The sequence below is a fragment of the Aureibaculum luteum genome (assembly GCF_003449015.1).
Classification (GTDB): Bacteria; Bacteroidota; Bacteroidia; order Flavobacteriales; family Flavobacteriaceae; genus Aureibaculum; species Aureibaculum luteum.
In genome coordinates, this window is sequence record NZ_QRGD01000002.1 from 444,769 (window position 1) to 465,418 (window position 20,650).

The 20,650-nt window shown below is 31.3% G+C and carries 18 protein-coding genes; 11 read left to right on the top strand and 7 right to left on the bottom strand.

The window, feature by feature from the left end; translation table 11 throughout:
* Position 1: 1 nt before the first annotated feature.
* From D3P13_RS07145 to D3P13_RS07175, 7 genes are all read right to left on the bottom strand, one after another.
* Positions 2-1,954: a hypothetical protein gene (locus D3P13_RS07145; RefSeq protein WP_117880628.1), complete on the bottom strand. Its 1,953-nt coding sequence runs from the start codon at positions 1,952-1,954 to the stop codon at positions 2-4.
* Between the two features lie 8 nt (positions 1,955-1,962).
* Entirely contained in the window at positions 1,963-3,324 is a 1,362-nt protein-coding gene (locus D3P13_RS07150) for an exonuclease domain-containing protein (RefSeq protein WP_117880629.1), read from the bottom strand.
* Positions 3,325-4,410, bottom strand: a complete 1,086-nt coding sequence (locus D3P13_RS07155) for a M28 family metallopeptidase (RefSeq protein WP_117881221.1) — start codon at positions 4,408-4,410, stop codon at positions 3,325-3,327. It abuts the gene before it with no gap.
* Positions 4,411-4,452: 42 nt separating this feature from the next.
* Positions 4,453-5,250: an ABC transporter ATP-binding protein gene (locus D3P13_RS07160; protein ID WP_117880630.1), complete on the bottom strand. Its 798-nt coding sequence runs from the start codon at positions 5,248-5,250 to the stop codon at positions 4,453-4,455.
* The gene (locus D3P13_RS07165) at positions 5,247-6,275 is read right to left on the bottom strand and encodes a FecCD family ABC transporter permease (RefSeq protein ID WP_117880631.1); all 1,029 of its coding nucleotides are present in this window, start codon (positions 6,273-6,275) and stop codon (positions 5,247-5,249) included. The genes D3P13_RS07160 and D3P13_RS07165 overlap by 4 nt, the downstream gene beginning before the upstream one ends.
* On the bottom strand, positions 6,272-7,405 hold the full coding sequence (locus D3P13_RS07170; RefSeq protein ID WP_117880632.1) for an ABC transporter substrate-binding protein: 1,134 nt from the start codon (positions 7,403-7,405) through the stop codon (positions 6,272-6,274). Before D3P13_RS07170 ends, D3P13_RS07165 begins: the two co-directional genes overlap by 4 nt.
* Before the next feature lie 438 nt (positions 7,406-7,843).
* On the bottom strand, positions 7,844-8,620 hold the full coding sequence (locus D3P13_RS07175; RefSeq protein ID WP_117880633.1) for an O-methyltransferase: 777 nt from the start codon (positions 8,618-8,620) through the stop codon (positions 7,844-7,846).
* An 88-nt stretch (positions 8,621-8,708) separates the two neighbouring features.
* Here D3P13_RS07175 and D3P13_RS07180 point away from each other — a divergent pair, with 88 nt between their 5' ends.
* The 11 genes from D3P13_RS07180 (at position 8,709) to D3P13_RS07230 (ending at position 20,495) form a co-directional block, all read left to right on the top strand.
* Complete coding sequence (locus D3P13_RS07180; RefSeq protein WP_117880634.1) at positions 8,709-9,500, top strand: polysaccharide biosynthesis/export family protein; 792 nt, start codon at positions 8,709-8,711, stop codon at positions 9,498-9,500.
* A gap of 6 nt (positions 9,501-9,506) precedes the next feature.
* Positions 9,507-11,978, top strand: coding sequence for a polysaccharide biosynthesis tyrosine autokinase (locus D3P13_RS07185; protein ID WP_117880635.1), 2,472 nt, complete (start codon positions 9,507-9,509; stop codon positions 11,976-11,978).
* A 233-nt stretch (positions 11,979-12,211) separates the two neighbouring features.
* Entirely contained in the window at positions 12,212-13,513 is a 1,302-nt protein-coding gene (locus D3P13_RS07190) for a nucleotide sugar dehydrogenase (RefSeq protein ID WP_117880636.1), read from the top strand.
* Positions 13,514-13,680: 167 nt separating this feature from the next.
* Positions 13,681-14,007: a GIY-YIG nuclease family protein gene (locus tag D3P13_RS07195; protein WP_117880637.1), complete on the top strand. Its 327-nt coding sequence runs from the start codon at positions 13,681-13,683 to the stop codon at positions 14,005-14,007.
* A gap of 264 nt (positions 14,008-14,271) precedes the next feature.
* Positions 14,272-15,330, top strand: coding sequence for an NAD-dependent epimerase (locus D3P13_RS07200; RefSeq protein ID WP_117880638.1), 1,059 nt, complete (start codon positions 14,272-14,274; stop codon positions 15,328-15,330).
* A 618-nt stretch (positions 15,331-15,948) separates the two neighbouring features.
* Positions 15,949-17,385 (top strand): lipopolysaccharide biosynthesis protein, encoded by a 1,437-nt coding sequence (locus D3P13_RS07205; protein WP_117880639.1) that lies wholly within the window; start codon positions 15,949-15,951, stop codon positions 17,383-17,385.
* A gap of 30 nt (positions 17,386-17,415) precedes the next feature.
* A complete protein-coding gene (locus D3P13_RS07210; protein WP_117880640.1) occupies positions 17,416-17,832 on the top strand; it encodes a sugar 3,4-ketoisomerase in 417 nt (138 codons plus the stop codon).
* A complete protein-coding gene (locus tag D3P13_RS07215) occupies positions 17,816-18,235 on the top strand; it encodes a sugar 3,4-ketoisomerase (RefSeq protein ID WP_117880641.1) in 420 nt (139 codons plus the stop codon). Before D3P13_RS07210 ends, D3P13_RS07215 begins: the two co-directional genes overlap by 17 nt.
* Entirely contained in the window at positions 18,232-18,789 is a 558-nt protein-coding gene (locus tag D3P13_RS07220) for an acyltransferase (protein WP_117880642.1), read from the top strand. The genes D3P13_RS07215 and D3P13_RS07220 overlap by 4 nt, the downstream gene beginning before the upstream one ends.
* Positions 18,782-19,885, top strand: a complete 1,104-nt coding sequence (locus D3P13_RS07225) for a DegT/DnrJ/EryC1/StrS family aminotransferase (RefSeq protein ID WP_117880643.1) — start codon at positions 18,782-18,784, stop codon at positions 19,883-19,885. The genes D3P13_RS07220 and D3P13_RS07225 overlap by 8 nt, the downstream gene beginning before the upstream one ends.
* A 100-nt stretch (positions 19,886-19,985) precedes the next feature.
* Entirely contained in the window at positions 19,986-20,495 is a 510-nt protein-coding gene (locus D3P13_RS07230) for an acyltransferase (protein ID WP_157972852.1), read from the top strand.
* The last annotated feature ends 155 nt before the right edge of the window (positions 20,496-20,650 follow it).

The window sequence follows — 20,650 nt, forward strand, 5'->3', positions numbered from 1 at the left end:
TTTATATTTTTTCTAAAGTTATCAAAGAATTTTGAGTTTTGATGATTTGTGCGTAAAATTCTTTAAGATATGGATATTCTTCTGGTATAAAGTAGCTTTTCCCGATTACAAATTTATACATCATTACAATATCATTAGCTTTTTTTTGTATACTAAAAATATAATTCCCACCTGTATTAGGTAGCTTAAAAGCGGTACTTTCTGGTAAAGATTTAATACTGTACCCTTCAGGTGTTTGAAGTCTTAAGCTATATATAAAAGTTCGAGGATAACCAAAATCAATAGGATAGGTTCTTTCTTTTAATTGAAAAGGGTTTTTAGATATTTTTGAAAGAATAAAAGGATTAATAATCATTATATTCTCATTCAAATTACTTTCGATAGTGATATCGAATTCTTCTTTTAAATTATTTTCTTCACCGTCAAGATTCAAATTTTTATAGTCGTTTACGATAATTTTATCGTCATTTTCAATTTCTTCCAAGTAATCATCCTCTGAAGATTCAATAATTTGAATTCGCTTATCAAAGGCTCTATAGCCTGAATATGATTTTTTAATGGAACCATTAAAATTACCATTTTCATCTATTTTTAAATCCATTGTCATTAAAACTCTATTGTTTTTATTGGGTTTAATATCTACCCAATAACTACCTTTTTTAAAGTTCATTACGCGTGCATATGAATTTAATAAATTAAATGGAAGCATACCAAAAGGCATGGTCTTTCGAGTGGCGTCTAATAGATAACTTTTCCCATCAATAGTAACTTTAGCTATAGCATAATTAAAATCAGTCATTACAGGATATAATTTGGTAGGTAATCCATAATCTCTTCTAGAGAGTAATGCAATTTCAGCATTAAAGCCAGCAGCATTTAAAGCATTGATTAACGCAATATTAATTTCAGTTGAATTTCCCATTTTATTAGAAAATGCTTCTTTTACATCAACTTCTCTGAATAATCTTATCTTATTATTCCATGTAAAATGTGCTTTTATAAAAGCATAAATTTTTTTTGCTTTATTGAGGTCATTAGTACCCGTTAAAAAAGCTTCAGGGATTCTTTTCTCTAAATAATCAACCTTTCTAAGTTGTCTACCAATATTCTTATCACTTTTAAATTCTTTATCTACACTTTTCCAAGTTTCAGTATATTGATGATTTATGCCGTCAAAACCTCTAAATTCAGAAAGTTCAAATTTTATGGCAGAAAGATAATTTTCTTTGGAAGTCATATAATCCTCCTCAATAAAGGCAGGAACATTCTCCATAGCATATGTTAACTCCTCGCAATCAGCTTCACCGGCAATACCAGAAATTGAAAAACATCTTTTCTTTATCTTAGATTCATTTTCAGATAACTCTTGAAACCCCATTAATCGTCTGTTATAAACATAATTACCAGGGATTAGAGCATAGAATTTACTTTTTATTTTTGGAATATCTGTTTGAAATTCCCATCCTTTAAAATTAAATTTAAAGGGCGACTCCAAAGTGTATTCATATTCTATAATACTACTTTCCTTTAAATTAGGCATTGTAAATTTTACGTTAGACCAATTGTCATTAATTTTATCCGTAAAAATATTGTCTTTAGATAGATACATTTTTTGCATACCATTGTGAGTGATTGCTTTAATATCTCTTACTTTTTCACTATTGTCTTTATTATTATATATTGGTATTTCAACTGTTGCAACATCAAATGCTTCCTTATTGAAAATTTTAATTTTAGCATAATATTTAGTGCTTATAACAATAGAGTTTGAGGTTTGAATAAAAGTGGTTTTACCTTTTTCATACAGGTAAACTGCGTTTGCCGTAGAATCTCGTTCATAAATGGTAAGCTCGTAATCTTTTTGTGAAATTTTACCAAAAGTATAATCTTCTTTTTCTTGAGAAAATCCATTATAACTAATGCACAACAGTATAATTGGAATAAAATATTTCATGTAGATAATTATAGGTCAATTATTTTTTTCACCTTATTTCTGCGTAAATAACTTTTTATAATGTGTTGTACATCACGGTTATTTTCCATGGATGTAATAAGCGATTTTAACACGTCAATATTATTAATCTGGTAATTCAAATTATAAAAGCCTATCCCTTTAAAAATACCATTTTCAATCAATAAGGCACTATGCTCATCATATTCACGGCCTTTATCAACAATTACCATGTTTTTATTTTCAAAACTATGTTTGTCAATAACTTGATTTACACGTTTATTGTATTCTTCCGGATTTTCGGCATCAATGCAAGCTCCATTACATGCTTTAATGGTGTAACTAAAGCAATTTGTTTTGGTGTTGTATATACCCGTTAATTTTTGACACAATTTAAATTCTTCTGTAATTTTAAAAAGGTGACTTTTAGCACTCTGTCTATTCGCAAAAGTAGTTATCGGATTTTCCCTTCCATCTGCTTTATCAATTTCCAAGTTAATATACCCTTTCTCGTCAATAAAGCTATATAAGGCATGTGTAAACACAGTTCTCCGCAGAGCTCTATTAAAAATGGGCTTATTCCGTTTAATTTCTTCACTTTCTTTGAGCAATGCCACCAATTCACTTCCAGTAATTTCGTACGTCACCATACTCACTAGATTTTGTATTTTCTTAGATTTTTGGCTGCTATTGGTAAAGTGCTGATTGATACGTTTCTTTATATTTACACTTTTACCAATGTAGATAATTTCACCATCAGAACGATGGATATAATACACACCTGTTTTAGCAGGCATATCTTCAACAATATCAATTAATTTAGGATCTAACTGTAATTTAGGTTTGTTTCTAACGGTACTTTTGATGATTTCTTTTTCAACATCTTTATCTAATAATAATTGAAAAAGTTTAACGGTAGCAATGGCATCACCATTAGCTCTATGTCTGTCCGTTACCGGAATACCAAGCGTTCGGCATAACTTTCCGAGTTTATAAGAATCTAAATCGGGAATTAATTTTTTACTAAGTTCAACAGTACATAAAGATTCACGTTCATATTCATACCCTAAACGTTTAAATTCTGTCTGTAAAATACGGTAATCGAATTTTGAATTATGAGCTACAATTACACAATCTGTTGTAATTTCTATGATACGTTTGGCAACCTCAAAAAATTTAGGTGCATTACGTAACATTTTATTGTTAATACCTGTTAGGTTTACTACAAATGGTTGTATGCTCCTTTCAGGGTTTACCAAACTGATAAAGCTATCTACAATTTGATGCCCATCATATTTATGAATGGCGATTTCGGTAATACCTTCTTCGTTGAATTTACCTCCTGTAGTTTCTATGTCGACGATGGCGTACACTTATTCCTTATCTACTTCTAATTTCTTATCTCGATTTGCAATTTCCCAAGCAGTATAAAACACCAATTGTGCTCTTTTTTGAAGTAAATCGTATCTAATTTTATCCGGTGTATCCGTGTCTTTATGATAATCTTCATGAACTCCATTAAAATAAAAAATAACAGGAATATTATTTTTTGCAAAATTATAGTGATCCGATCTATAGTAAAATCGATTCGGATCCTTTTCATCATTATAGGTATAATCTAATGCTAATTTGGTGTATTTCTCATTTACAGCTTCTGAAATTTCATGTAATTCTGTACTCAATTTGTCTGCACCAATTAAATATACAAATTCAGGAGTTTCCTTATGTTTTTCATCAATTCTTCCTATCATATCCATATTTAAATCGACAATTGTATTTTCTAAAGGAAAGATAGGATTCTCCGTATAATATTTAGAACCATATAAACCAATTTCTTCACCTGTTACATGTAAAAAAACAACAGAACGTTTTGGACCATTACCTGTCTTTACGGCTTTTTGAAATGCTTTTGCAATTTCTAGGACAGCAGTAGTGCCGGAAGCGTCGTCATCAGCACCATTATATACTTTTCCTCCTTTAACACCTACATGATCATAATGTGCAGAAATTACCACATATTCATCAGGTTTCTCTGTTCCTTTTATATAAGCTACAACATTTTCAGAGCTAGATTTGGCACTTCCTTTAAAATAGGGTTCTGGAATTTCTTGTAAATAGTTACCCTCTGAGTTAGTCGCCGAAATACCTAATCCTTTATAATAATTGGCTATGAATTGAGCTGCTTTTTTTTGTCCCGGTTCACCTGTAAACCTACCTTCATAAGCATCAGAAGCCAAGGTATATAATACTTCTTTTAAATCTTCTTGAATGATTGATTCTGCGTAAACTTTACCGAAATCAGATAATAAGTCAACTTTAGAAGGCTCTTTAACTAGATTTTCAACAGGGTCAATACTGGTACTTCTTTGTGTAGTTTCTGATTGAGAATCGGATTTTTTTTGTGTACTACTACAAGAAAGTACAAATGAAAAAATAACGACGATAAGACTAATCTTCATTAACAATTTTATTAAAAATTTTGAATACACAAAAGTAACCATTTAATCAGTATTTATAACGAATTGTTTAGAACTCGCATCAAATGTTACTAAATTGGAACTAAATAATGTAGAAACACTGCCATCAGCAATTAAAGTTTCAGTATCACCAGCAATTAACCCTTTTTCATTCATTAACAATAATTCATCAGCCAGTTGCAAGGCCAAATGAATTTCATGTGAAGAAATTAAAACTGTTTTTTGATACTTTTGAGTTAAGGTTTTTAATAATTTAAAAATGGCTACTTTATTCTGAATATCTAAATGTGCCGTGGGTTCATCTAAAATAATAAGATCCGTATTCTGTGCCAAAGCTCTTGCTATCATTACTTTTTGTAACTGACCATCACTAAGTTCATTATACCTTTTATCAATAATGTGTTTTATATTAGTTTGTGAAATAGCAAGATCAATATAATTGATATCATCTTCCGTTAAACTCCCAATCCAATTGGTGTACGGTTGTCTCCCTAAGGCAATGAGTTCATAAACGGTAAGGTTACTTTCGGGAATTTTCTCAGTCATCACCAAACTCATTTTTTTTGCCAAATCAATATTTGATATCGATTCTAATGCTATCTTACCAATGAGAACAGTGCCATCTAATTGCGGCTGCACCTTGGTTAACGTACGGATTAATGTAGATTTACCAATTCCGTTCTTCCCTAATAAACAAACAAATTGGCCTTTTGATAAGCTAATATTTATTTTATCAGCTATACAAAGTGTTTGCTTTTTATGTTGATAACCAATTTTTAAATTTTCGGTTTTTAGTACGATATGTGAATGGTTTGTAATCAATAGCTATTTCTTTTTCGGATAAGCAACCAAATCACTACTGGAGCCCCAAATAACGAGGTAACGGCATTAATTGGTAATGTATATTCACTTGTAGGTAATTGAGCAATGGTATCGCTAAAAAGCATTATAATGGCTCCTATAATGGATACTGCTGGCAAAATAATTTTATGATCTGATGTTTTTATAATCAATTTTGTAAGGTGTGGAACAGCGAGCCCAATAAAGGCAATGGGTCCCGAGAAAGCAGTTATAACGCCAGTCAATAAACCCGTTACTATCATTGTTAAATTTCTTGTTTTTTTTAAGTTTACACCCAAGCTCACCGCATAGTTTTCTCCTAATAGTAGACTGTTTAACGGTTTTATAATTGTGATTACTAGACCTAAGCTCAACACGGTAACTAATAATAGAATCAAGATCTCACTCCACGCTAAGTTTCCTAAACTTCCAAAGGTCCAAAAAACATATTGTTGTAAGCTTTCGGCACTACTAAAATAGGCAAGAATACTAATGATTGCAGCCGTAAAACTTCCAAACATTAATCCAATAATAAGTATGGACATGGTGTTTTTAATATTTCTAGCCACCAACATTACAACGGACAAGACAAAGAAAGCACCCAAACTGGCGGCAATGGCAATTCCAATATTTGAAATAGATAGGGTAGCGGCGGCACCAGCAAAAGTAGAAGTTCCTAAAATTAATATAGCAACACCTAAACTTGCCCCAGAACTGATACCTAGAACAAAAGGTCCCGCAAGAGGATTTCTAAAAAGCGTTTGCATTAATAGACCACTAATGGAAAGTCCTGACCCTACTAAAATGGCGGTAATGGATTTTGGCAAACGAAAATCAAGAATAATATCTTGCCAAGAACCTTTTATGGATTCATTACCGAATAATATCTTCACAATATCTTCGAGTGGAATATCAACCGAACCCAAACTAATATTTATAAGAAATGCTACCCCTAATAAACATAGCAAAATAATAAACTTCAGACCATATGCACTTTTTAACCTCAATTTAATTTTTGTAGATAAACAGATTCATAATTAGGCAGTAAATCGGGATGTGTAATTTTAATAATATCTTTTAATACGATATGGGGTTGTACGGGAGCAAATTCATAATACAATGCACCTCCTGTTGCCCCTTTTTTCTGAGTAAAAGAAAATATTTTATTGTTTTTAAAAGCATCAAATTTCACATAATGCTCGTTGGCTTGTTCTAATTGCTCTAAGCTCGAATAATGCCCTGGAGCTATCCATAATTCAGCATGTTGACCTTTATCATAAACAGATTCAAAACTTAGTGATAAACTTCCTTTTCCTTTTGTATCTGCCCAAAGGTAATTGGTGTTGGCATCTTTTAAGAATTTTGCTACAAAACTTTCACCAGCAGGTAAATTCCAAACATCTTTATAAAGTACACCAGAGAGGATGGTTGGTTTTGTAGTAGCATTTGTTGCAATTGTTACGGCTTCATTATAACTCTTTTCTATGGAGTTAAAAATACTGTCTGCTTCCTTTTCTTTATCGAAAAATACCGCAAAGAATTTAATCCATTCTGCTCTACCTAGTGGTGTTTCTTCTAACCAATCTCCATTTAAAACAACGGGAATTCCAGCTTTTTCAATGGTGTTGAACATTTTATTGTTGTTACTCATTGAAAAGCCAATCAAAAGTTCAGGGGCTATATCTAATAAGATTTCTGTATTGATACTTTCTTCGTTACCCAGTTCTGTGATTAAGTTTTGCTCAATTCGGTTACGAGTTTTAGTAGAGGAAATATACTTTAAATTAGGAAAGCCAATTAATGCATCTTCTTCTCCTAATAACTCTAACATAGGAATATGAGTGGTAGAAGTAACCACGACTTTCTCAACCGGAGTTCTAATTATTTTAAGCGTTTTTAAACTATCAGGAACACTATTTCCCTTAGGGATAATGAGATACTCCAAAGCTTCTTCTGCATTAGGGTATGGTGTTTTAATGATTAATTTTTTAATACCGTCAAAATACTGTATATCAAACCCTTGAGCATATTTAACTGAAGTGTTTGTATTTGATTTAGGTGAAGGCTTTTGCTCTTGTTTACAGGCGATAAATAGAACGATTGTACTAAGAATTAGTAGTGATTTAATAATTTTCATTGATCGGTTTTTGTCATTGCAAATGTATTAATAATTAGAGGATAATACATACCATTTTTTGTTAACCTGTCATTGCGAGGAGCATAACGTAATTATTTATTGTAGTACTTACATTATAAGTGACGTGGCAATCCTATTAATGTCCTATCCCCAGCCCTTTCCTAAGGAAAAGGAGCATGATTCTCTTTAAATTCAGCAATAACGAAGACCATTGACACATGGTCGTTGCGAGGAGCATAATGGAATTTCCTTCAGTTAGAACTTATAGGTTATGCGAGGTGGCAATCTGTTTATTGTTCCTTAGAATTAATTTAATAAAAAACACTCCCCTTAGCCCCTCTCAAGAGGGGAATTCCTTTGTTATTGCGAGAAGCAACACTGAATTTCCTTCAATTAGTACTTATAGGTTATGCGAGGTGGCAATTCTATTCCTTTATACTAAACCCTCACCACAAAAGCCTCTTTCTCTTGTTCTTTTCTAAAGAAAACAATTCCCCAATAGAATGTATCTATACTCACGGTAACACTCGGGTGATTTTTAATATACTGCCACGCTTCTGACATGCCTTTGCTCCAGTAAATATCATCAAATATAAAGACAGATTCATTATGAATATGTGGCAAACAGGCTAGAAAATAATCGATGGTGGCTTGTTTCTGATGGTTTCCGTCAAAATAGATAAGGTCAAAGGTGTTGTTTTTTAACATTTTTGGTAAGGTCTCAACAAAACTTCCTATCTCTAGATGAATGTATTTTAACCCAAATGCATCAAAGCTATGGGTTGCAATTTGAGCGGTATTAGGGCAACCTTCTAAGGTGATAATTGAGTTATTCAAATTTGCCATACGCATTGCTGCAGTTGATATACCTAACGAGGTTCCAATTTCTAAAGTGTGTTCAATATCAAAATAGGAGACCAGTCTTCCTAATAATTGTGCTCTTTTTAGGGTGATACCCGCATTTTTAGCAATATCGGCTACGTTACGTTCCTGTTTATCTAAGGCTTTTGAACCAGCTCCAAAATCTTTTACAGCGATACTGCTATTATTTTTTAACAATGAACGTCTGTAATCACGAAATTTTGAATACCAAGGTTTACCTGTTTTATCGTAAAAACATTCTGTGAGTAACTTAAAAACAAAAGGAGAATGCACCCCATGTTGGTTTGTAGATTTAAATAAAAATTTGAAATAAGATTTAATTTGAAATAGCATTTATAGAAGCCCGTTTAATATTTTAAAGTACAAAATTAAGGATAATAGAGATTTTAAAATTATATTTGCCGACAAGTTAAAAAAACTAATGCTACGTAACATTTTAATCATAATAAGTTTAGGTGTATTAATAAGTTCTTGTATTCCTAAAAAAGAGTTGACCTATTTTCAAGGAGAACCTTCTGCGAATAAAGAGGTGTATAAAATCTTAAATGAACCTTATAAATTGCAGGTTAATGACATTTTAGATATAAAAATAAAAGCCGATAACGAAACATTAGTGGCTTTATTTAATCAGTCAGAAAGCCAAACCATTGGTAATTCAGGTCAAGTTAGTGCAGATCAATTTTATTTAAGTGGTTATACTATAGACCGACATGGGAATATTAGATTCCCCTATATAGGAGAAATAAATGTATTGGGCTATACGGAGAAAGAAGTGCGAGAAAAGATAGAGACTGAATTATCTAAATATTTTAAAGATCTAGATGATGTTTTTATCACCGTTAAATTAGCGGGCATCCGTTTTACCGTATTGGGTGAAGTTTCTAGTCCGGGTCCCATAGTTTTATTTCAAAATCAAGTAAACATTGTAGAAGCCATTGCCAGTGCAGGAGATATAGAAATTACAGGTGACCGTAAAAGAGTAACTATTGTGAGAAAACAGATAGATGGAACTAAAAAAATAATGTTGGATTTAACAGATATAAATGTTTTTTCTTCCGATGATTTTTATGTACAATCTAACGACATTATTTATATTGAACCCTTGAAGCAAAAATCATGGGGTACAGGTACTACGGGTGTACAAACCTTTACGACCATAGTGTCTGTATTGTCTTTTGTGACCACCACCATTTTATTAGCTAAAACTTTATAATACATAATGAAGCAATTAGATAAATTTGATCTTAATGATATAAAATCTTTTGACATCAAGGAATACATCTTTAAAGTACTTTCACATTGGAAGCTGTTTTTAATTATGTTATTTTTAGGAGTGCTTATTGCGTTTTATGTGAATAAACGGGCAGTACGTTTGTATAGCCTAGATAGTATTATCACCGTTAAAGAAGAGCAAAATCCGCTATTTAATTCTAGCACAAATATTGCATTTAATTGGGGGGGGCCTAGTGATAAGGTGGAGAATATTATTACCATATTACAATCGAGAACCCATAACGAAAAGGTGGTCAGAAAATTAGAGTATTACATCAATTATTTACAAGATGGGAGCTTTAGAAAAGAAGATGTATATGGCAAAGTGCCCTTTTCCATTACTATGGATACACTTAGTTATCAACTTTTAAATACGCCCATAAAATTAGAATTTTTAGAAAATAACGAAGTCTTAGTCACTACAGATTTTGAGGAAGAGAAATTCACCTTAATAAATTACCATAATAATACTAAAGAAAGTTATACCACGGATAAAAAGACTTATTCTGAAACTTTTAAATTGAGATCAATTGTAAAATCACCTTTTTCTGAATTTAACGTAAAAATGCCTTTTTCTGAATTTAGAATAGAACCTAAAAGACCAAACTCTAAATTATCTAATGCTACCTATTATATCCTATTTTCAGATTTTAATGGAACGGTTAAAAAATATCAAAATATAAAAGTAGGGAGTAAAAAGGACGGTACTTCAATAATAGAATTGGTATTGACAGGTGCAAATAAAAAGAGAATTGAAGATTATATCAATACTTCAGTAAAAGTGTTAGATAAGGATCAGCAAAAACAAAAAATTGAATATGCCCTGAGAACAAAAAAATATATTGATACGGTTTTTCATGATGCGGCTACAAATCTTAAAAAAATTGAAGAAGATTTAGGGAACTTTAAACAACAAAGCGGGGTTTATGATTTAAGTTCGCAGGGTCAAAGCCTATTAGAAGGCGTTACTGAATTAGACAAGCAGCAGCAAGAAGTAAATGATAGGTTGCAGTATTATGACAGTTTAGAACGTTATATTACTTCTAATGATGAAATTGGTCAAGACATCCCCGCACCTGTAAATTTAGGTATTGAAGATGCTAATATTGCTAAAAACATTGTAGAGTTAGTAGAGCTGTCTAAACAAAAAAAGAACTTAGAACAAACGGTAACACCAGATTATCCTCCATTAAAAAACATAAAAGACAATATTGATATAACTCGAAATGTGGTGTTGGAAAATTTGTCCAATTTAAAAAGTCAAACCATAACCAACCTGAATAATATTAAACGCAGAATGGGGACGTTTAATTCTAGATTAAATACCTTACCAAAAAAAGAACAAGGGTTAATTAAATATGAACGTAATTACAACATAACGGCTACGAATTACGAATATTTAAAGCAAAAACAATATGAAGCAGGTACAGCTATTGCGGCAAATGTTTCTGATATAAAAATATTAGATAAGGCAAAAGATGTAGGGCAAGGCCCAATTACGCCAAATACGCTATTTAATTATTTAGTGGGAGCTTTATTAGGGCTTGGGTTACCGTTTGTTTATATCTTAATTAAAGAAGCTTTAAATAATAAAATTGTTACTGTTGAAGAGATTGAAAAAGCCTATAAAATTCCTGTATTAGGGGTTATAGGCAGTGGAAAAATAGAAAGCTATTTAGCCGTGTTTGATAGTCCAAAATCATCGTTGTCCGAATCCTTTAGAGCCTTACGGTCTAATATCCAGTTCTTATTTAAAAAAGGTGGTAACTCTAAAACTGTGGTGATTACATCTTCCGTGAGTGGAGAAGGTAAAACCTTATGTTCCATAAATATGGCATCGGTTTTTGCCATGAGTGATAAAAAAACTATTTTAATTGGGTTGGACCTTAGAAAACCAAAATTACATGACGATTTTGATGTGAGTAACGAAACGGGAGTGGTAAATTACCTAATTGGTCAAAAAGAATTGTGTGAAGTGATTCAAAAGACAAGGATTCCAAATTTAGACATCATCACTTCAGGTCCTATTCCACCTAACCCGTCTGAGTTATTGATTAGTGACCAGGCTGAAGAAATGATGGTGTATTTAAAAGAAAATTATGACTATATTATCATAGATACACCTCCAGTAGGCTTAGTAGCTGATGCAATTGAACTCTTTAAATATGCTGATGCCATTGTTTATATTATTAGACAAAACTATACCCAACGTGGTATGCCTAAGATGATTGATGATAAATATATAAATGGAGAAGTGAAGAATATTAGTTATGTATTAAACGATTTTAAAATTAAAGATACTTATGGTTATGGCTATGGCTATGGTTACGGCTATGGTTATGGTGGTTATGGAAAATACCAGAACGGTTATCATGCTAACGAAAAGGAGTCTTGGTTAAAAAAGTTATTTAAAAAATAATTTTTTGCAATGTTAAACGTTGGGTTTCAAGAATAAAGTATAACATAAGCATAGGGGGAAGTTTTAAAGATTGGCACAGCATATTTGAAAAGTTAGAAGTTGGAAGTTGGAATGATTAGAATTGGCATTCTAATAACATTTATGAGATTGCGACGTCGCATAGTATATAAGTGCTAATTGAACAAAATTCTATTATGCTCCTCCCAATGACAATTATAAAATGACAAAATAGTATGAAAGAAACTAAAATTGCAATTATTGGTTTAGGATACGTAGGTTTACCTTTGGCTGTTGAATTTGCGAAGAAATACCAAGTAGTAGGGTTTGATATCAATACCAAGAGAATTAATGAATTAAAAGGAAATAATGATTTTACCTTAGAAACGTCTTCCGAGGAGTTAGAAGGAGTAAACGTTACTTCCTTAGAAAATTTAAAAGTCTCAAAAACGGGACTTTGGTTAACAGATGAATTGTCTGACATTGAAATGGCTAATTTTTACGTGGTTACGGTACCTACTCCAGTGGATAAAAGTAACAGACCAGACTTAACACCGTTATACAAGGCTAGTGAAACAGTAGGTAACGTATTGTCTAAAGATGATGTTGTTGTTTATGAATCAACCGTTTTTCCTGGGGCAACGGAAGATGAATGTATTCCAATTTTAGAAAAAGTTTCTGGCTTGGTTTTTAATAAAGACTTTTATGCTGGGTATTCACCAGAAAGAATTAATCCGGGAGATAAATTACATACGGTTACCAAAATATTAAAAGTTACTTCTGGCTCAACTCCAGAAATAGCCACATATATTGATAATGTTTATAAATCTATCATTGTTGCAGGTACACATTTAGCACCATCTATAAAAGTGGCTGAAGCGGCTAAAGTAATCGAGAATTCACAACGTGATGTTAATATTGCATTTGTGAATGAGCTGTCAAAAATATTCCGTTTAATGGGAATTGATACGCTAGAAGTATTAGAAGCAGCCGGAACCAAATGGAATTTCTTACCCTTTAGACCGGGCTTAGTTGGTGGACATTGTATAGGTGTAGATCCGTATTATTTGGCTCAAAAAGCTATGGAATTAGGGTATAATCCTGAAATTATATTAGCGGGTAGACGCTTAAATGACAGCATGGGACCTTTTGTAGCACAAGAGTCTGTAAAAATGATGATTAAAAAGGGAATTCCTATCAAAGAATCTAATGTATTGGTATTAGGAATCACTTTTAAAGAAGACTGTCCTGATATTAGAAATTCAAGAGCTATTGATATTGTTCGCGAATTTGAGTCATTTGAAGTAAATATTGATGTCTTTGACCCATGGGCTACTGCAGCTGAAGTAAAACATGAATATGGTATTGATTTAATTGTCAATGAAAGTGATATTAAGAAAAAATATGATGGTGTAGTAATAGCCGTATCTCATAAGGAATTTAAAGTATTAGACCTTTCTAAGTATTGTGCAACTGATCATATTGTTTTCGACGTAAAAGCAACGTTACCAAAGGATAAGTCGGATAGTCGTCTATAAATGTCGATACGAGAGAAACAAATTTACAAATGTCATTCAGCCTGTGCTGAACTTGTTTCAGTAAGGGAAGTGTAACGGAGCGAAGAATCCGCTAGATTGGAGTTAAAATTTGACAGATTCCTCCTACGTCGGAATGACAGGTATGCGTAATATAAAAAACGGTATTTATGAACATCGGTACTAAAGAAATTCACTCATACCATGTATACATAATCACAAATAAAAATAAAACAGTTCTGTACATTGGCGTTACAAATCATTTATCAAGACGATTATTTGAACATTCAGAAAATATTAAATTAAATAAAAAATCGTTCGCCTCAAAATATAATTGTGAATATTTGTTATATTTCGAGAAGTTTACTTGGATTCAAGAAGCAATTGGAAGAGAGAATGAAATAAAAGGTTGGAGTAGGAGTAAAAAAGAGACATTAATAAAGACAATTAATAAAAATATGGAATTTTTAAATGATTTTTTTTCGTATCAATTGTAATTGTCAATAGGTTTAGATCATAATAGCATCTGTCATTCAGCCTGTGCTGAACTTGTTTCAGTAAGCGAAGTGAACAAATATAGAACTGTCATTCAGAGCGAAGTGAAACGCAGCGAAGAATCTCACAATCGGAGCGTTAGATTTTAAACAGATTCCTCGTCGCTCCTTGGGTCGCTCTGTCGGAATGACAATTAGTGAGATTCTCGGAACGGGACAGGCTCGATAATCAATAAAATATCATTATAAAAAATAGTTATACTAATAATGAAAGAAAATATAAAGGAAAAGGTCCTCGTAACCGGAGCTGCAGGCTTCATAGGCTACCATTTATCCAAATTATTGACAAAAAATGGGTATGATGTTGTTGGTATAGATAATATTAATGATTATTACGACCAAAACTTAAAATATGCGAGGCTTGAAGATTTAGGCATTGCACGAGATAAAATAGCGGACAACATTCCAGTTAAAGGAGACATTAGTTTTGTGAAGCTCGACTTGAAAGATAAAGAAAACTTGATGCAACTTTTTAAAGAAGAAAAGTTTGATTATGTGGTTAATTTAGCAGCTCAGGCAGGGGTACGGTATTCTATTGAAAATCCTCAAACGTATATTGACAATAACATTACTGGTTTTTTAAACATCTTAGAAGGCTGTAGAAACTATCCAGTAAAGCATTTAGTATATGCATCATCAAGTTCTGTTTACGGTCTAAGTGAAGAAATACCATTTAAGGAAGATAGCCATACGGATCATCCAATTGCAATCTATGCGGCAAGTAAAAAAGCTAATGAAATGATGGCACATTCGTATTCCCATTTATTTGGAATTCCTAGTACTGGTTTACGTTTCTTTACGGTGTATGGCCCGATGGGTAGACCCGATATGGCCTTATATTTGTTTACCAAAGCAATAGTAGAAGACAAGGAATTTGATGTGTATAATCATGGAAACATGAGTAGAGATTTTACCTATGTTGCTGATATTGTAGAGAGTATAAAAAGGTTACTACCCTTAGCTCCTATGGCTAATAATCCTAATTTTGACCCTAAAAAACCCATTCCATCGTCTAGTTCAGCCCCTTATCAACTCTTTAATATAGGTAATAATAGTCCGGTACAATTGATGGATTTTGTTAAAGGTGTAGAAAAGGCATTAAACAAAAAGGGTAAGATTAATTTAAAACCGATTCAACCAGGTGATGTACCTAGTACCTATGCTAATGTTGAAAGTTTATTTGATTACATCGATTTTAAACCATCAACCCCCATTCAAGAAGGTATTGATGCCTTTGTGGCAAAGTATTTGGAAATGAACACGTAATGTAAATTATCATTGTTTATTTTATTAAAATGGCGAAGCCGTGAAAAATACAATTGAATATCACGTTGAATTACATTTCAATCAAAAATAGCCAGATTGAATGTTACAGTTATTTCAAGACTAAATTTTTAATGTCTGAAATATACAGTTAAATTGGAAGAAGGTATTCAAATATTCGAAGACTAATATTTGGAGATAAGTATTTTTTAAACTACGTCAAGGATAGAACTATCGTCCTTGGCTTTTTTAATTGTTAATTAATATGTTAATTCCCCGCTATAATACCAAGATATAATACTGTTTTTTACTTTTTAAAATTTATATTTGCAAATATATGGGATTGATGGTTACCCTGTTTATTCACTAATAAAAAAGATGCAAATAAGTTGTTGGGCGATTTGAATGAATAAAAATATTACCTGAAACTATTAAAAAAATCATTGGTTTTAAGAGGGATTTTCATTTTAATACGAATAAACCAGATGTGACTATGTTTAAATTAAGTAATATTTACAACAACATTAAAACAGATTGGAAACCAAAAGTAGATTTGAAAAGTGTATTTAAAGAAATGTATAACTCCTATTTGAATTCTAGTATAAATAATCATTTTTAAAATTGAAAACTTTAAAACAAAAGTCCATAGATGCTATTATTTGGAATTTAATTCAAAGATACGGAAACCAAATTTTTAGCATAATAATTGGTGTCATTTTGGCTAGATTACTAACACCCGCCGATTATGGTTTGATTGGAATGATCACTGTGTTTTTTGCGTTGGCCATGGTATTTGTAAATGGCGGCTTTGGACTAGCATTTATTCAGAAGAAAAATGCTGATGATACAGATGCAAGTACAATTTTCTTTTTTAATTTATTTACAAGTATTTTCTTTTACATAATTTTATGGTTTACAGCTCCTCTAATAGCAAAGTTTTATGATCAAAACCAACTCATTGATTTAATTCATGTTGCAAGCATTGTGCTGATTATTAACTCATTTAGTATGATGCAGATCGTCAAATTAACTAAAGAAGTTAATTTTAAAAAAAAGACGATTATATCATTGGCAAGTACTTTAATATCAGGTACTGTTGGTATAATAGCTGCATTAAATAATTTTGGGGTCTGGAGCTTGGTGTTTCAACAATTAACTAGTGCATCCACAAATGCCATTGGTTTGTGGTTTTTTTATGATTGGAGACCCAAATTTATTTTTAAAATAGATTCATTAAAATCAATGCTCTCTTTCAGCTGGTGGTCTCTTTTAAGTTCGATAATTACTACTCTCTTTAATAATATTTATATCTTAACAATTGGTAAATTCTTTCCTGTTGAACAATTAGGCTTTTATACCAAGGCAAAAGGTTATCAAAGTATAGTATCTCAGCAGCCAGCTTCTGCCATTAGTGCAGTTTCCTTTCCTGTTTTTTCAAAACTACAAGATGATAAAATTGCACTAAAAAATAGTTTAAAAAAATTTACGCAGCATACTATATTTTTTATTGCTCCCTTTTCTGCCCTACTAATTGTTATAGCAGATCCATTAATTCTGGTAGTATTAACAGAAAAGTGGCTACCCATGGTACCATATTTTAAATTATTACTAGTTAGTGGTATATTTTATCCATTATTATTATATAATGGGTTGATAATAAATTCATTAGGAAGAACAAAATTAAATTTTAAAATTAATTTAAGTGTAAATTTTTTTAGAATTCTGAATATAGTATTGATGTATAAATTAGGTGTTATTTATATTATTTACGGAGAAATCGTAGTTTCAGTTTTAGCAATATTTATGAGTGCATATTATACTAAGCGTTTAATCAATTATGGAGTTTTTGATCAGTTAAAAGATTTATTTATAATTCTTTTTATCTCCATTATAATTGTAATTTTAGGAAGTAAGTTTTCAATATTTATAATAAATTTATATGCAAAAATTATTTTTGGTATTTTATTTGTTACTTTACTGTATTTAGGACTATCATATTTGTTTAACAAAAAATTATTTTTTGAGTTTTTGCAAAATTTCAAGAATTTAAAAAAATAATTACTATTTAAACTCAATTAAAAAATTAAAATGAAATTAACAGATGTTAGAGAAATAGTTTTACCAAAAATACTTGATCCAAGGGGTAATTTAAGTTTTTTTGAAAATAACAATCAAATACCTTTTGAAATTAAGCGGACTTATTGGATTTATGATGTTCCTGGAGGAGAAACAAGAGGAAGTCATGCGTTTAAAACTTCAAATGAATTTATTGTAGCACTTTCAGGTAGTTTTGATGTCGTTTTAAATGATGGAAGTAAAGAAGTAAAATACAGTTTAAATAGATCTTATTTTGGACTTTATGTACCTAAGTTAATATGGCGGAGACTTGAAAATTTTTCTACTAATTCATTAGCATTGGTGGTATCTTCCAGAAAGTATGATGAATTTGATTATATTAGAAATTTTGATGAATTCAAAATTATAAAAAATGAAAATAAAGAATAATACAGTATTTAATTGTGAACTATTTGAATTACCACATATAAATATGAGAGCAGGTAATATAACACCTGTTCAAAATTTAGAAGAAATACCATTTGAAGTTAAAAGAGTTTTCTATTTATATGATATACCCGGAGGTATAAGCAGAGGAGCTCACGCTCATAAGGAGTGTCATCAACTTTTAGTGGCAGCATCTGGCAGTTTTGAAGTACTCCTAGACGATGGTAAAGTAAAGAAAACGATTATGCTTAATCAGCCTTTTAGAGGCTTGCATATTCCTCCAGGTATTTGGGCCTCAGAAATTAACTTTTCTTCTGGTTCCATTTGTTTAGTATTAGTATCCCATAAATATGATGCATTGGATTATATTAGAGATTATGATGAATTTTTAAAATTTAAAAAGTGAAATATTTTTGTCATAATTTAGCTGAAGTTCAATCAACGCAGATTGGTATTAATACTTCTATTTGGCAGTTTGTGGTAATTTTAAAAGAAGCTACAATTGGTTCTAGATGTAATATATGTGCTCATGTTTTTATTGAAAATGAAGTAAGCATTGGTGATGATGTAACTATTAAATCAGGAGTGCAGCTTTGGGATGGAATAACATTGGAAGATCATGTGTTTATAGGGCCTAATGTTACGTTTACAAATGATTTGTTACCTAGATCTAAAAAATACCCGGTTGCATTTGAGAAAACTTTAATAAAACAAGGAGCTTCAATAGGTGCAAATGCCACTATTTTGGCTGGAAATGAGATAGGAGAGTTTGCTATGTTAGGGGCGGGGTCAGTATTAACCAAAAGCATGAACAATAATGAATTATGGGTTGGTAACCCAGCAAAGCACATAGGCTATGTTACCAATGAAGGTGTTGTACTTGATTTAAATTTAATTTGTAAAGAAACTGAAGTGCAATATGAATGGTTTAATAATGAATTGATACTGAACAATGATTAAATTTCTCGATTTAAAAAGTATAAATGCTCAATTTGAAATGGAGCTCAAAGAAGCTGCCAACAGAGTTATTGATTCGGGTTGGTATTTAATGGGTAATGAATTAAAAGAATTTGAGTCAAATTATGCTTCTTTTTGTGGTTCTAAATTTTGCTTGGGTGTTGCTAATGGTCTAGATGCGTTGCGTTTAATATTTAAAGCATATATTGAGCTAGGTGTTATGAAACCAGGGGACGAAGTTATTGTTCCTGCAAATACTTATATAGCTTCCGTATTAGCAATATCTGATAATGGACTAATTCCAGTCTTTGTTGAGCCAGATATAGATACCTATAATTTAGATATTTCAAAAATTTTAGCTGTAGTAACCATTAAAACTAAGGCTGTACTAACGGTACATTTATATGGTCAGAATTCAATTAATGAGCAACTACTTCAAATATGTAAAGAAAAAAAAATGAAGTTAATTGAAGATGCGGCTCAATCACATGGTGCAATTTGGAATAACAAGGTAACTGGAAGTATTGGCGATGCGGCAGGACATAGCTTTTACCCTGGTAAAAATTTGGGTGCTTTAGGGGATGCAGGTGCCGTTACTACAAGTGATAATGTATTAGCTAAAACAATTGAAGCCTTACGAAATTATGGTTCTCATAAAAAATATGAAAATTTGTATCAGGGGCTAAACTCTAGACTCGATGAAATTCAAGCAGCTTTTTTGAACGTTAAGTTAAAGTACATTCAGAAAGATATTGAAGAAAGGAGAAAAGTTGCGAACTATTATTTAAATAATATCATAAATTCTAAAATTGTTTTACCTATTGTTAATAATTCAGAAGGACATGTGTGGCATGTATTTGTTATCAGAACAAAAAAGAGAGAGGTATTGCAAAAGTATTTATATGATAATGGGATTCAAACTTTAATTCATTATCCTATTCCACCTTATAAACAGCCGGCCTATAAAAACTACAATGGTTTAACTTTTCCGTTTACAGAGCAAATTCATAAAGAGGTTTTAAGTTTGCCTATTAGCTCTGTAATAAGCAATAGTAAAATAAAAAAAGTGGTTAAAATATTAAATAATTATAATGGTTAAACTTTTAAAAATGATGTATCTCTTCGTACTGAAGCCTATAAGGTTTTTTAGTCCGTATAAGAAGCGTTATTTCAACTTCGTTTTTCCGAATTTATTCTTTTTGATTACGAAAAGAATAAATTATAAAGAACGACCAATATGCAATCAAAAAGTTTACCTAACAGGGGGTGGACAAATAAAGATAGGCAAAGGATGTATCTTCGGTTATAAGATTGGTGGATTTCATAAGGGAGGATCTATCGAAATACAACCTAGGTATAAAGGGGCAATAATTAAAATTGGAAATAATGTTGCTACAAACAATAATATTTTTATTTGTTCGGCTAATCATATTGAAATAAATGATAATACTCGAATAGGTCAAAATGTTACAATAATGGATTTCGAAGCTCATGGTATAGATCCAAGAAAGAGAAATAAAGTTGGTGAAATAGGAGAAATCATTATAGGAGAAAATGTTTGGATCGGAAATAATGTTATAATCTTAAAAAACTCATCGATTGGTCAAAACTCTATAATTGCTGCCGGAGCTGTGGTTTCAGGAGTTTTTCCTGATAATGTTATTATAGGAGGGGTTCCTGCAAAAATAATTAAAACTATCCATGGTTAGGTTGGATTGTTTGAGAGATAAATTGAAAACTATTTCTCGTTTTTATAATGCTCAATTTAGGATAGAATTTCAATAATCATAAGATTTTTATTAGTGTGAAGAGCCTATTTTCTTTGGTTTTATTTGTATTGAAAAAAATATAAATGTTAATATTT